The sequence below is a fragment of the Brevundimonas sp. genome (genome assembly GCF_013912005.1).
In the GTDB taxonomy this organism is placed as follows: domain Bacteria; phylum Pseudomonadota; class Alphaproteobacteria; order Caulobacterales; family Caulobacteraceae; genus Brevundimonas.
The window spans coordinates 1-12228 of the sequence record NZ_JACESB010000035.1 but is presented as its reverse complement, the minus strand read 5'-3'; the positions used below and the strand labels follow the sequence as shown (position 1 = coordinate 12228).

The window sequence follows — 12228 nt, the reverse complement described above, 5'->3', positions numbered from 1 at the left end:
GGAGGGGGTGCGGCGGAGGGTCAGGCGCCGTTGTGGCGGCCGAACACGCGCGTGGAGCCGTCGTCGAGGATCAGCAGGGTGCGGTAGGGCTCGCGCCCCGCGGCCTCCATGCCCGGGGAGCCGGCGGGCATGCCGGGGGCGGTGAGGGCGCGGGCGGCGGGGCGCTCGCGCAGCAGGCGCTCCACGTCGGCGGCGGGCACGTGGCCCTCGATCGCGTAGCGTCCGGCCACGGCCGTGTGGCACGACGCCAGCCGGTCCGGCACGCCGTGCCGGGCGCGGATCGGGGCGAGGTCGTCGCGCACGATCTCCTGCACCGTCCAGCCGGCGCGGCGCATGTGGGCGACCCAGCCGCCGCAGCACCCGCAGGTCGGCGTCTTGTAGACCACGAGCCGCTTCTCCGGCGCGGCGACGGCGGGCGCGGCGAGAACGGTGAGGGCGGCGCCGAGCAGGACGGCGCGGCGGGAGGCGGGCAGGGCCATGGGAACTCCGCAGGCGAACGAGGGCGGCAGCCTAGCGCATCGCGGGGACCGATGCGCCGTGCGTGCTGTCGCAGCCGTCAGTGGTAGCGGCGGCGCTGTTCGGCGGTGCGCAGGGTGGAGCGGAGGAATTCGGCCGGGGGGTCGGTCTCGGCCAGCACCTGCTCCTTGATGGCGCGCGGCTCGCCGAACAGGTGGCCCTGGCCCATGGACACGTCGAGCTCGAGGATGTCGACGATCTGGCGCTCGCTCTCGCACTTCTCGGCGATGACCTCGATGCCGTAGCGGCGGGTCAGGGCGGCGAAGTCCGCGGCCTGGATGTCGCGCAGCGACGGCAGGGCGGGGGAGGCGTCGGGGTCGAGCAACTGCTCGATCAGCAGGTCGGCGGAGATCTTCAGGAAGCGGACGTCGGAGCGCTGCAGGTCGGCGAAGTCGAGGTCGAGGGTCTGGACCTTGTCGATCGAGAAGCGGAAGCCGAGGTCGGCCAGCTTGGCCATGTTGCGGGCCTCGACCGCGCCGCGGGCGTCGAACACGGCCTGGCCCAGCTCGAAGATCAGGGCCTGGTTGAGGTCGCGGTTTTCGCTGAGGAAGTCGAGGAACTGCGGGAAGAAGGTCTCGTCGCCGAGCGAGGACAGGGCGACGTTGCAGAAGACCCCGACCTTGCGGTCCTGGCGGGCGAGGCGGCGGACGATCTGGGCGCAGCGGAACAGCAGCAGGTTGTCGATGGCCGGGACCAGGCCCTCGCCCTCGGCGATCGACAGGTATTCGGCCGGCATCATCACCCGGTCGTCGGCGGCGCGCAGGCGGGTGAAGCTCTCGTAGAAGATGGTCCGCCGCTGGGGCAGGGAGACGACGGGCTGCAGGTAGAGGTCGACGCGGTTCTCGGCGAGGGCCTCGTGGATGGTCTGCAGCAGGGCGTTGGACTGGTGCTGGTGCCGGGCCTCGAAGGGGTTGGCGGCGGCGGGGCGGGAGAGGCGCTCGTCGATCGACTCGCTCATCTGCTGGATCAGGGACTCCAGCATGCGCACCTCGCCGGAGAGCTGTTCGGTCGAGGACAGGGCGCCGGTCTCGATGGCCTGGGCCAGCTCGGTCAGGGCGCCCTGGGTGGACTCCATGGCGTCGGCGAGCAGGCGGTGGGCCTCGCGGACCTGGTCGATCTCCTTCTTCAGGGCGGCGCGCTGGCTGCGGCCGACGACCAGCACGTGGACGGCGAGGAGCAGGCCGGCGGCGGCCAGACCCGCGGCCACGCCGGCGCCCGCGCCGAGCCCGGCGCGCCAAAGGAAGGTCCCGACCGTCATGGACAGGAACAGGTAGCCGAAGAACAGAAAGCCGTTGGTGACAGCGCGCATGGGCAGGGCCGAATCCGCCTTCCCGGATGGAATCGGCCGAGTATCGGGGTATCAGGACAAATCGCCTAGCCGTTCGACGGCTTTCCCCACCACTATCGAGGTTAACGATGGAATTGTTCGACCTGACCGGCAAGGTCGCGGTGATCACGGGCTCGTCGCGGGGCATCGGCAAGGCGATCGCCGAGCGTCTGGCCGAGCACGGCGCCCGGGTGGTGATCTCGTCGCGCAAGGCGGGGCCGTGCGACGAGGTCGCCCAGGCGATCAATGCGAAGCACGGGGAGGGCCGCGCCATCGCCGTGCCGGCCAACATCGCCTCGAAGGAGGAGCTGCAGCGGCTGGTCGACGAGACCAACGCCGCCTTCGGCCGCATCGACATCCTGGTCTGCAACGCCGCGACCAATCCCTATGCCGGGCCGATGGCCGGGATCAGCGACGAGCAGTTCGGCAAGATCCTGCAGAACAACGTCGTCTCCAACCACTGGCTGATCCAGATGGTCGCGCCGCAGATGCTGGAGCGGAAGGACGGGGCGGTCATCATCGTCTCGTCGATCGGCGGCCTGCGCGGCAACGCCCTGATCGGCGCCTACAACATCTCCAAGGCGGCCGACATGCAGCTGGCGCGCAACCTCGCCGTCGAGTGGGGACCGTCGAACGTGCGGGTCAACTGCATCGCCCCCGGCCTGGTGCAGACCGACTTCGCCCGCTACCTGTGGGAGAACCCCGAACTGCTGAAGCAGGTCACCGACCCGGCCCCGCTGAAGCGGATCGGCCAGCCGGACGAGATCGCCGGGGCGGCGGTCTATCTGGCCTCGCCGGCGGCCAGCTACATGACCGGCCAGACGCTGGTGGTCGACGGCGGGATCACCATTGCCTGGTGACGGCGAGCGGCGGCCCGGCTTCGGCCGGGACCTCGCCTGGCGGGCCGAGGCGATCGCCTTCGCGGGCTTCATCGGCCTGATGCGGCTGCTCGGCGTGGAGCGGGCCTCCGCCCTCGGGGGCCGGCTGCTGCGGACCCTGGGGCCGAAGACCGGAACGCACCGGACCGTGACCCGCAACCTGCGCATCGCCTTCCCCGACATGGCGGAGCCGGCGCGCGAGGCGCTGGCGCGGGACGCCTGGGAGCAGACCGGCCGGACCTTCGCCGAGACGGCGGTGATGGACCAGCTGACGCTGGACAGCGGCCGGGTCGAGGTGGTCGGAATGGAGCGGCTGCACGCCATCCGCGACAGCGGCCGGCCGGTGGTTTTCGTGTCCGGCCACCTGGCCAATTTCGAGCTGATGGCGGCGGCGATCCTCGCGGCGGGCGTGCCGTGCCAGATCACCTACCGCGCGGCCAACAATCCGTACGTCGACGCCCAGATCCGGCGGGCCCGCGCGCGCTACGGGGTGAAGCTGTTCGCGCCCAAGGGCGGCGAGGGCGCGCGCGAGCTGCTGCAGGGGATGCAGCGGGGCGAGTCGGTGGCCCTGATGAACGACCAGAAGTTCAGCGAGGGGCCGGAGGCGGTCTTCTTCGGCCAGCCGGTGAACGCGGCGCCGGGGCCGAGCCGCCTGGCGCTGCGCCACGGCACGGTGCTGCAGCCGATGTCGGTGGTGCGGCTGCCGGGGGTGCGCTTCCGGGTGACGGCGCACGAGCCGATCGAGATTCCCCGCACGGGAGACCGCCAGGCCGACATCGCCTGGGGCGTGCAGGCGGTGACCTCCTTCGTCGAGGATCGGGTGCGCGAGCATCCGGTCGACTGGTTCTGGGTCCACAAGCGATGGCCCGACCGGGTCTATTCGGCGCTGGAATCCCGGGACTGATCGGTCGCCCGGCGGCGCGGACCGAGGTAGTCCGGCTTCTGCAGGCGACGCCGGTCGGGGCCGAAATAGTTGTCGGTGCGGACGAAGGGGCGCGGCCGGAAGATCACCGCCTGGATCCGCTCGAGGATGGCCTTGGCCGTGATCGGCTTGACCACGAACTCGGTGACGCCGGCGTCGCGCGCCTCATAGACGCGGGATTTTCCGGCGTGGCCGGTCATCATGATGATCGGCAGGTAGGGGTTGGGGCTGTCCGGGCTGTTGCGCACCAGACGGGTGAACTCGACGCCGTCCAGCGGGAACATGTTGAAGTCGACGATGGCCAGGTCGACCGGGTGGCTGTGCAGGATCTCCAGCGCCGCGCCGCCGTCGCCGGCCTCGCGCACCTCATTGACGCCGGCCGACTTCAGCACGGCGGAGGCGATCGCGCGCATGTGCTGGTTGTCGTCGACGAGGAGGACCTGGAGGGTCGAAAGGTCAGTCATGAAGCGGACAACAGCGAGCCGGGGACGCGGGGGCGGCCTCATCTAGCCCGACCGAGGCCGGGCCGCAATCGCGGTCGGGGCTTCGTGGTGAGTTCACAAACAGCGGAAGAAACTCAGGTTTTCACCATCAGGCTGGGGTCCAGGTTGCGGTCGCGCCATTTCATCCGCCAGCACAGGTGCGGTCCGGTGGCGCGCCCCGTCATGCCGACGCGTCCGACGGTCTGGCCCCGGGCCACGTCCTCTCCGGCCCGCACCTCCAGGCGCGACTGGTGCAGACAGGCGGTGACCAGGCCCTGGCCGTGGTCGATCAGCACCAGGCCGCCCTCGAAGTGCAGGTCCGGCTCGGCGAGGGTCACGCGGCCGGCGGCCGGGGCGAGGACCGGGACGCCGGCCGGCGCCGCGAGGTCGATCCCGTAATGCGGCCGCGCGGGCGTGCCGTTGAGCACGCGGCGGGCGCCCCACGGACTGGAGACGCGGAACCCCGGCGGCAGGGGCCAGTCGAAGCCGTCGCGGAAATGGTCGGCGTCGAGGCGGCTGGCGAAACCCTCGGCCTTGAGCGCGGCCTCGCGGCGGATCCGCGCCAGCAGGGCCGGATCGGTCGGCTCCACCGTGGCCGGGGGGAGGCCGTCGATCCGCATCTCGATGAACTGGCCGGGCAGGACGTCGAGGCGGCGGGCGGCGCGGCGGCCGCCGGAACGGACCTCGACCTCCACCGATCCCGGCGCGTCGCGGTCGAAGCCGATCACGAACAGGCCGCCGGCCGAGGCCGCCGTCAGCGCCTCGCCGTCGACGAAGACCAGGGCGCGGGGCCAGGTCCGGCCGATCGCCCAGCCGCCCTGGACGAAGCGGCCCTCAAGCCGGAGATCATCGGATTGCGCGCGGGCGGAGCCGGCGGCGAGGAGGGCGGAAGCGCCCGCCAGCAGGTCCCGCCGGCGCGGGGTCACGGGACCTGCGCCAGCCGCTGGAAGGCCTCGGCGGGGCCGGCGTAGGCCTCCTGCAGCCGGGCCGACCAGTAGCGCAGCACCTCCAGCGGCACCGGCTTGCCGGAGACGGCGCAGGTCACCGCGCGCCCGGGGCGGATCACGGCGAACTCGCCGTCGCCGTAGTGGAGGAGGGCGAGGTCGGAGGTCGGGTCGGACATGGGGGGAGGCTAGCGCGGCCGGCCGCCGCCCGCGGGCGCCGTCGGCGAAGACCAGCCGGACCGCCTGCCCCGCCTGCAGGCCGGCGGCGGCGGGGATCATCACGCCCTCGGCGGTCTCCACCCGGGCGAAGCCGGGCTTCGGCCGTTTCGGATCGAGGCTGGCGAGGGCGCGGGCGAGGGCGGCCAGCCGCGCGCCCTCGGCGTCGAGGCGGCGCCCGAGGGTGGGGACGAGACGGCCGGACAGGGCGTCCAGCCGCGCCGCCCGCTGGTCGAGGCGCCGGTGCAGGGGCGCCGGCGTCAGCCGGGCGGCGAGCCGCGACAGGCGGCGGTCGTGCGCCGCCACGGCGCTGTCGAGGCCCGTCGCGAGGCGCTGGCCGGCGTGGGCGAGGCGGTCGTCGGCGCGGTCGAACCGCTGGCGCAGCAGGGCGGGGCTGATGCGGCCGGCGGCGGCGAGCAGCTGGCGCTCATGGACGGCGAGGTTGCGGTGCAGGCCGGAGGCGAGCCGGCTGCCGGCGTGGTCGAGGCGCTGGGCCGGCAGGGCGAGCAGGTCCTCGGGCCGGGCCGGCAGGCCGCGGGCGGCGGCGCGAAGGCGGGTGCGTCGATCCTCCAGCAGCCGGCCGCCGGCGCGGGCGAGGCGGCGGTCCAGATCGGCGACGGCGGCGCGCAGGTCGGCCAGCACCGGGGTGACGATCTCGGCGGCGCCGGTGGGAGTGGGCGCGCGGCGGTCGGAGACGAAGTCGATCAGGGTGGTGTCGGTCTCGTGGCCCACGGCCGAGACGATCGGGATGGAGGCGGCGGCGACGGTGCGGGCCAAGCCCTCGTCGTTGAAGCACCACAGGTCCTCGACCGAGCCGCCGCCGCGGGCGACGATGACCACGTCGGGGCGGGGGATGGGCCCGTCCGGGCGCATCGCGTCGAAGCCGCGGATGGCGTTGGAGACCTGGCCGCAGGCGGCGTCGCCCTGGACCACGACCGGCCAGACGATCACCCGGCAGGGCCAGCGCTCGGCGATGCGGTGCAGGATGTCGCGGATGACCGCCCCGGTCGGGCTGGTGATCACCCCCACCACGGCGGGGAAGGCGGGGATGGGCCGCTTGCGGCCGGGCTCGAACAGGCCCTCGCCCTTCAGCTTCGCCTTCAGCCGCTCCAGCTGGGCCAGCAGGGCGCCGGCGCCGGCGGCCTCCATGCTCTCGATGACGATCTGGTAGGAGGAGCGGGCCGGGTAGGAGGTGATCTTGCCGGTGACGATGACCTCGAGCCCGGTCTCCGGCTGCACCCCGAGGCCGCGCACCGCGCCCTTCCACACCACGCCGTCGATGCAGGCCTTGTCGTCCTTGAGGGTCAGGTAGACGTGGCCGGAGGCGTGGCGGTTGACCTTGGAGATCTCGCCGCGCAGCCGGACGTGGCCGAAGCGGTCCTCCAGCGTCCGCTTGAGCGCGAAAGACAGCTCCGAGATCGACAGCGGCGGGTTGTTGTCGCGCGGCGCGGCCGCCTCGGCCGGGCCCTCGAAAACGTAGGAGTCGTCGGTCATCGGGGCAGGGTAGCGGGAAGGGCGGCGCGGGGAAACTCGGCCGCGGCCGGGGAGCACCTTGCGAGATCGGGCCGCGGCGTCCGGAACTCCCCGCCAGCGGCGCCGTTGGGGCGGGATGAGCGAGCCGCCCCGCATCGACCCGAACGACCAGAGCCCGCGGGAGCGCGGCATGCGGCGGCGCAGCGGCGAGACCGGCCTGGCGCCGTGGACGGCGGTGGTGCTGATCCTGATGCTGGCGGCGGTCGGCTATGTCGTCTGGTCGGTGGTCAGCTGAGCGCGACGCCTTGACCCGGCCGCGCGGGGCGGTCATTGCGCGCCCATGAACATCCTGCTGGTCGGATCGGGCGGGCGCGAGCACGCCCTGGCGTGGAAGATCGCCCAGTCGCCGCTGGTGAAGCGGCTGGTCATCGCCCCGGGCAACCCGGGCATGGAGAAGCTGGGCGAGCTGGTCGGGCTGAAGGTCACGGACGCCGAGGCGCTGACCGCGCTGGCGCGCGAGATCAAGGCCGACCTCGTGGTGGTGGGCCCGGAAAGCGCCCTGGAGCAGGGCCTGGCGGACCGGCTGGCGGCGGCGGGCATCCCCTGCTTCGGGCCGACGCGGAAGGCGGCCCAGCTGGAGACCTCCAAGGCCTTCTCCAAGGCCTTCATGGAGCGGCACGAGATCCCCACGGCCGGCTACGGCGTCTATGAGCGGCTGCACGAGGCGCGGCAGGCGCTGGAGGTGTTCAAGCCGCCCTATGTGATCAAGGCGGACGGCCTCGCCGCCGGCAAGGGGGTGGCGATCAGCCCCGACCGGCGCGACGCCGAGGCGGAGATCGAGCGGATGCTGGGCGGCCGCTTCGGGGCCGCCGGCGCGCGGGTGGTGATCGAGGAGTTCATGGCCGGGGAGGAGGGCTCGCTGTTCGCCCTGTGCGACGGCCAGCGGGCGGTGCTGCTGGGCGGCGCCCAGGACCACAAGCGCGCCTACGACGGCGACCTCGGCCCCAACACCGGGGGCATGGGCAGCTATTCGCCGGCGCCGGTGTTCACCCCGGAACTGGTCGAGGCGGCGGACAAGGCGATCGTCCAGCCGGTGGTGGCGGCCATGGCGCGCGAGGGCCATCCCTACCGCGGGGTGCTGTACGCCGGGCTGATGGCCACCGACGAGGGGCCGAAGGTGGTGGAGTTCAACGCCCGCTTCGGCGACCCCGAGTGCCAGGTGCTGATGATGCGGCTGGACGGGGACATCGTCCCGCTGCTGCTGGCCTGCGCGCGCGGCGACCTGAGCCGCGCGCCGGCGCCGGCGTTCAGCGCCGAGACGGTGATCTGCGTGGTCATGGCCGCCAAGGGCTATCCGGACAGCCCGCTGGAGGGCTCGATCATCCGCGGCGCCGAACAGGACTTCGGTCCGCACGTCCAGGTCTTCCACGCGGGCACGAAGCGGCGGGAGGACGGCCAGCTGGTCGCCGCCGGCGGCCGGGTGCTGAACGTCTGCGCCCGGGGGGCCGACATCGCCGAGGCGCGCGAGCGGGCCTATGCGGCGGTCAAGAAGATCGACTGGCCCGGCGGCTTCTACCGCACCGACATCGGCTGGCGGGCGCTGGAGCGGGGGTAGCGCCGGGGGTTGAGGGCCGTGGCGGCCCAACCGCGCAGGTTGAAGGCGGATGAGGCGGCGGCCGGGGTGTGTTAAAGTCGCTTCTATGAGCGATCCTGGCAACGAATTCGATGAACGGCCAGCGGCCTTCGACTTCGAGGACGAGGCAGCGGACGAAGCGGCGACGCTCCGCGGCCTCGCGGACATTGAGGCCGGCCGCGTGGTGAGCCACGAAGCGGTAATGCGCTGGGTGAAGTCCTGGTCGAGCCCCAATCCCCTGCCCCGCCCGAAGTGCGGCGAGTAGTCTGGACGGATCAGGCGCTCGCCGATCTGGAGGCGATCAGCCTTTACCTCGCCAGTTTCAGTCCAAGGGTGGCGGCTCGCTTCTTCGTTCGATTGAAGGCAGCTGGAGACAGCTTGGCGTCGTTCGCGGAGAAAGGGCGGCCGGCGATCCACGGCACGCGCGAACTGACGACGGTGAAACCCTACCTGATCCGGTACACGGTCGCCGGTGACCGGGTTTACATAGTCCGTATCCGCCACTCGGCCCGACGGCCGGCGCCCTAGGCCCAGGCGAACAGCAGGCGGCCCTCGCCCATGCGCTCGCGCAGGCGGGGGAGGTCGTGGTGGGCCACCGAGAAGCAGCCGTACGAGCGGCCCAGCTTGCCCTCGCGGGCGAGGAAGTCCGGGTCGGCGTAGTCGGCGCCGTGAATGATGATGGCCCGCTCGCGGGCCAGGTTGTTGGTGTACTCCAGCCCGTCGAGGAGGACGTTCGGCCCCTGCTGGGCGCCGTGGCTGGCGCCGGCGGTGGCGTAGGCGCCGACCGAGGACATGTGGCTGTCGGGGGTGTTCGAGAACTCGCGGGCGTAGCCGGTGTGCGACGGGTCCGAGCCGCGGCCGTGGCAGGTGCGCAGCAGGGTGATCTCGCCGCCCTCAAGGTCGACCTCGTAGAGCCGCTCGTCGCCCGAGAATTTGGTGAAGTCGACCAGGTACATCCGGTCGCGCCGGGTGATCTTGCCGGAATGGATGTCGAGCGCGGCGAGCGCCCGCTGCATCAGCTCGGGACGGATCTGGCCGCGCGGGTCGAGCGGGCGGGTCGAGTTGAGCTGGGAGGTGATGATCTCCGGCGCCCGCGGCGGAACCTGGGGCTCCACGAGGATCGGCGCGACGGCGGCCGTCTGCCGCGTGGCGGCGGAGGCGGTGGCGCACCCCGACAGGAGGGCCGCTCCGCCCAGGATGAATCCACGTCTGGCAAGCCGCATGCGACGCCCCTCGCATGTTCACTGAATACGTCAGTTTGTTTCAAAACCCGGGCCGCGGGGCAAGCAGGGCCTTGGCGGCGGGACGCCGCAGGGGCAGGGTGGAGGCTGTCTCCGGGAGGATTTCGTGAAGCCGATCACCACCGTCATCGCCGCCATCGCCGCATGTGTGGCCACCAGCGTGGCCGCCCAGGTCCCCGTTTCCAGCGGGAATTCTCCCGACGCCAGAACGACGTACGTCCAAGTGGGGCGACTTCTGGCCGATCCGGCGAGCGGTCAGGTCGCGCGCGATAAAACTCTCGTGATCCGCGGGAACCGGGTGGTCGAAATCCGCGACGGCTTCGTCGGGGACGGCGAAATCGTGGACCTGAGGGGCGCCTTCGTGCTGCCCGGCCTCATCGACAGCCACGTGCACCTGACCGGCCAGCAGAACCCGAACGCGCGGCTGGAGGAGGTGACCCAGTCCGACGCCGAGCAGGCCTTCGTCGGCGCCCGCTACGCCCGCCGGACGCTGATGGCGGGGTTCACGACGGTGGCCGACCTCGGCGCGAGCAACGAGGCGATCTTCGCCCTGCGCGACGCCATCCGGCGCGGCGACGTGCCGGGGCCGCGGGTGATCGCCTCGGGCAGCGCCGTATCGGTGCACGGCGGCCACGGCGACATCAACGGCTACCGCGAGGACGTCATGCACCTGCTGTCGTCCGAGAGCGTCTGCTCGGGGCCGGACGACTGCATGCGGGCGGTGCGCACCCAGGTGCGTTCGGGCGCCGACATCATCAAGATCACCGCCACCGGCGGGGTGCTGTCGAACACGGCGGCGGGACTGGGGCAGCAGTTCTCGGACGCCGAGCTGGCCGCCATCGTCGACGTCGCCCACCGCATGGGCCGGCAGGTGACGGCCCACGCCCACGGGGCCGACGGCATCAACAGCTTCCTGCGCGCCGGCGGCGACTCGATCGAGCACGGCACCTACCTGGACGCGGAGTCGATCCGGCTGATGCGGCGCGAGGGGGTGTATCTGGTGCCGACGCTGATGGCCGGGGACTTCGTGGCCCGCATCGCGGCGGGACCGGACAACTTCTTCACCCCCGCCCAGACGGCCAAGGCGCTGGAGGCCGGTCCGAAGATGCTGGACATGGCGCGCCGGGCGCACGAGGGCGGGGTGCGGATCGCCTTCGGCACGGACAGCGGGGTGTCGGCGCACGGCGACAACGCCGGCGAGTTCGCCCTGCTGGTGCGGGCGGGGCTGACCCCGCTGGAGGCGGTGCAGGCGGCGACGGTCAATGCGGCGGACCACCTGCGGATTTCGGACGAGGCGGGCCGGATCGCGCCGGGCATGCCGGCGGACCTGATCGCGGTCGCGGGCGACCCGCTGAGCGACGTGACGGAGCTGGAGCGGGTGCGCTTCGTGATGAAGGACGGGGTGGTGCACCGGGCGGAGTAGGGGCGAGGCCGACCCCCTCCACCAGCCTTCGGCTGGTCCCCCTCCCCCTGCGGGGGAGGAACGGAACGCGCTATTCCTCCCCCGCAGGGGGAGGGGGACCGCCGGAACGGCGGTGGAGGGGGACCGCACTCCTCAAAAGGGCGGCGAACCCCGCCTCGTCCTCGAACGTCGCCCTGACCGGCCAGCTGACGACCCGTTCGCGCCACTCCGGCGGGAGGCGGGACCAGTCCTTTTCGGTGGTGATCAGCTGCGCGCCGAACCGGTCGGCGCGGTCGGCGAGGAAGCGCAGGTCGGCCTCGCGGAAGGCGGCGTGGTCCGGGAAGGGGGCGAAGTCCTTCAGGTCGGCGCCGGCGGCCTTGAGCGAGCGCTCGACCTTCCACGGCTTGGCGATGCCGGCGAAGCCGACCAGCGGTCCGGCCGGCGGCGGGGCGGCGGGCAGCAGGCGGGCCACGAAGACCGGGAGGTCGCCGAAGACCTCGATGAGCTCGGGGTCGGCGTCGGGGGCGTCGGCCGGCAGCAGGACGACCACGGCGTCGGCGCGGGCGAGCCCCGCCTTCAGCGGCTCGCGCATGGGACCGGAGGGGAAGACCGAGCCGTCGCCGAACGGCCATTCGTCGTTGCGGGTCTCGCCGTCGACCACGACGAGGCTGAGGGTCTTTCCCAGCGCCGGGTTCTGGTGGGCGTCGTCGAGGACCAGGGCCCGGGCCCCGGCGGCGACGGCGGCGCGGGCGCCGGCGACGCGGTCGCGGGCGATCCAGGCGGGGCTGTCGAGCGCCAGCATCAGCGGCTCGTCGCCGACCTCGGCGGCGGCGTGGACGGCCGGGTCGACGCGGACCGGGCCCGGCAGCGAGCCGCCGTAGCCGCGCGACAGGGCGTGGGCCTCGACCCCGGCGGCGCGGAGGAGGCGCAGGACCTCGCGGGCGACGGGGGTCTTGCCGGAGCCGCCCACGGTGAGGTTGCCGATGGAGATCACCGGGACGCCGGGATCGACCGGCGTGGCGCGGGCGAGCCGGCGGGCGGTGGCCGCAGCCCAGAGCCAGCTGGCCGGCTTGAGCAGCATCCGCGTCACCGGCGCGTGGCGACGCTCGCGGTCGTACCACCAGCGGGGGGTGTTCAGCTTCACCGGCGGCCTCGCCGGGCGGGGGCGCCGGTGAAGCTGAACACCCCCCGCTG

General features: G+C 72.9%; 13 protein-coding genes and 2 pseudogenes. 7 read left to right on the top strand and 8 right to left on the bottom strand.

Features of this window, described 5'->3' with window-relative positions; all coding sequences use genetic code 11:
• Positions 1–20: 20 nt before the first annotated feature.
• Both H2038_RS14515 and H2038_RS14510 read right to left on the bottom strand, forming a co-directional pair.
• Positions 21–479, bottom strand: a complete 459-nt coding sequence (locus H2038_RS14515) for a DUF411 domain-containing protein (protein ID WP_292114760.1) — start codon at positions 477–479, stop codon at positions 21–23.
• Positions 480–556: 77 nt separating this feature from the next.
• Entirely contained in the window at positions 557–1825 is a 1269-nt protein-coding gene (locus H2038_RS14510; protein WP_292114757.1) for an EAL domain-containing protein, read from the bottom strand.
• Positions 1826–1932: 107 nt separating this feature from the next.
• Here H2038_RS14510 and H2038_RS14505 point away from each other — a divergent pair, with 107 nt between their 5' ends.
• Positions 1933–2703 (top strand): SDR family NAD(P)-dependent oxidoreductase, encoded by a 771-nt coding sequence (locus tag H2038_RS14505; RefSeq protein ID WP_292114755.1) that lies wholly within the window; start codon positions 1933–1935, stop codon positions 2701–2703.
• Positions 2693–3625, top strand: a complete 933-nt coding sequence (locus tag H2038_RS14500) for a lipid A biosynthesis acyltransferase (RefSeq protein ID WP_292114752.1) — start codon at positions 2693–2695, stop codon at positions 3623–3625. The genes H2038_RS14505 and H2038_RS14500 overlap by 11 nt, the downstream gene beginning before the upstream one ends.
• Here H2038_RS14500 and H2038_RS14495 read toward each other — a convergent pair.
• The 4 genes and pseudogenes from H2038_RS14495 to xseA all read right to left on the bottom strand — a co-directional run.
• Complete coding sequence (locus H2038_RS14495) at positions 3598–4107, bottom strand: response regulator (protein ID WP_292114749.1); 510 nt, start codon at positions 4105–4107, stop codon at positions 3598–3600. The two genes, H2038_RS14500 and H2038_RS14495, sit on opposite strands and share 28 nt — an antisense overlap.
• Positions 4108–4220: 113 nt before the next feature.
• A pseudogene (locus tag H2038_RS14880) lies at positions 4221–4517 on the bottom strand (M23 family metallopeptidase); the annotation flags it as partial.
• Positions 4518–5047: 530 nt separating this feature from the next.
• On the bottom strand, positions 5048–5248 hold the full coding sequence (locus H2038_RS14485) for a DUF2093 domain-containing protein (protein ID WP_292114767.1): 201 nt from the start codon (positions 5246–5248) through the stop codon (positions 5048–5050).
• A 46-nt stretch (positions 5249–5294) separates the two neighbouring features.
• A pseudogene (gene xseA, locus H2038_RS14480) lies at positions 5295–6779 on the bottom strand (exodeoxyribonuclease VII large subunit); the annotation flags it as partial.
• Positions 6780–6894: 115 nt separating this feature from the next.
• Here xseA and H2038_RS14475 point away from each other — a divergent pair.
• The 4 genes from H2038_RS14475 (at position 6895) to H2038_RS14460 (ending at position 8919) form a co-directional block, all read left to right on the top strand.
• Complete coding sequence (locus H2038_RS14475; RefSeq protein WP_292114746.1) at positions 6895–7053, top strand: hypothetical protein; 159 nt, start codon at positions 6895–6897, stop codon at positions 7051–7053.
• Positions 7054–7098: 45 nt separating this feature from the next.
• A complete protein-coding gene (gene purD / locus H2038_RS14470) occupies positions 7099–8373 on the top strand; it encodes a phosphoribosylamine--glycine ligase (RefSeq protein ID WP_292114743.1) in 1275 nt (424 codons plus the stop codon).
• An 85-nt stretch (positions 8374–8458) separates the two neighbouring features.
• Positions 8459–8656, top strand: a complete 198-nt coding sequence (locus tag H2038_RS14465) for a CopG family transcriptional regulator (protein ID WP_292114740.1) — start codon at positions 8459–8461, stop codon at positions 8654–8656.
• Positions 8644–8919 carry a type II toxin-antitoxin system RelE/ParE family toxin gene (locus tag H2038_RS14460; RefSeq protein WP_292114738.1) on the top strand — a complete coding sequence of 92 codons (276 nt, stop codon included), beginning with the start codon at positions 8644–8646 and terminating at the stop codon, positions 8917–8919. Before H2038_RS14465 ends, H2038_RS14460 begins: the two co-directional genes overlap by 13 nt.
• Here H2038_RS14460 and H2038_RS14455 read toward each other — a convergent pair.
• Positions 8916–9614 carry a murein L,D-transpeptidase catalytic domain-containing protein gene (locus tag H2038_RS14455; RefSeq protein WP_292114735.1) on the bottom strand — a complete coding sequence of 233 codons (699 nt, stop codon included), beginning with the start codon at positions 9612–9614 and terminating at the stop codon, positions 8916–8918. The genes H2038_RS14460 and H2038_RS14455 overlap by 4 nt on opposite strands.
• A gap of 178 nt (positions 9615–9792) precedes the next feature.
• Between H2038_RS14455 and H2038_RS14450 the strand changes: the two genes are divergently transcribed.
• On the top strand, positions 9793–11055 hold the full coding sequence (locus H2038_RS14450; protein ID WP_292114763.1) for an amidohydrolase family protein: 1263 nt from the start codon (positions 9793–9795) through the stop codon (positions 11053–11055).
• A gap of 70 nt (positions 11056–11125) precedes the next feature.
• Here H2038_RS14450 and lpxK read toward each other — a convergent pair whose 3' ends face one another.
• Positions 11126–12178 carry a tetraacyldisaccharide 4'-kinase gene (gene lpxK / locus H2038_RS14445; RefSeq protein ID WP_292114732.1) on the bottom strand — a complete coding sequence of 351 codons (1053 nt, stop codon included), beginning with the start codon at positions 12176–12178 and terminating at the stop codon, positions 11126–11128.
• Positions 12179–12228: the final 50 nt, after the last annotated feature.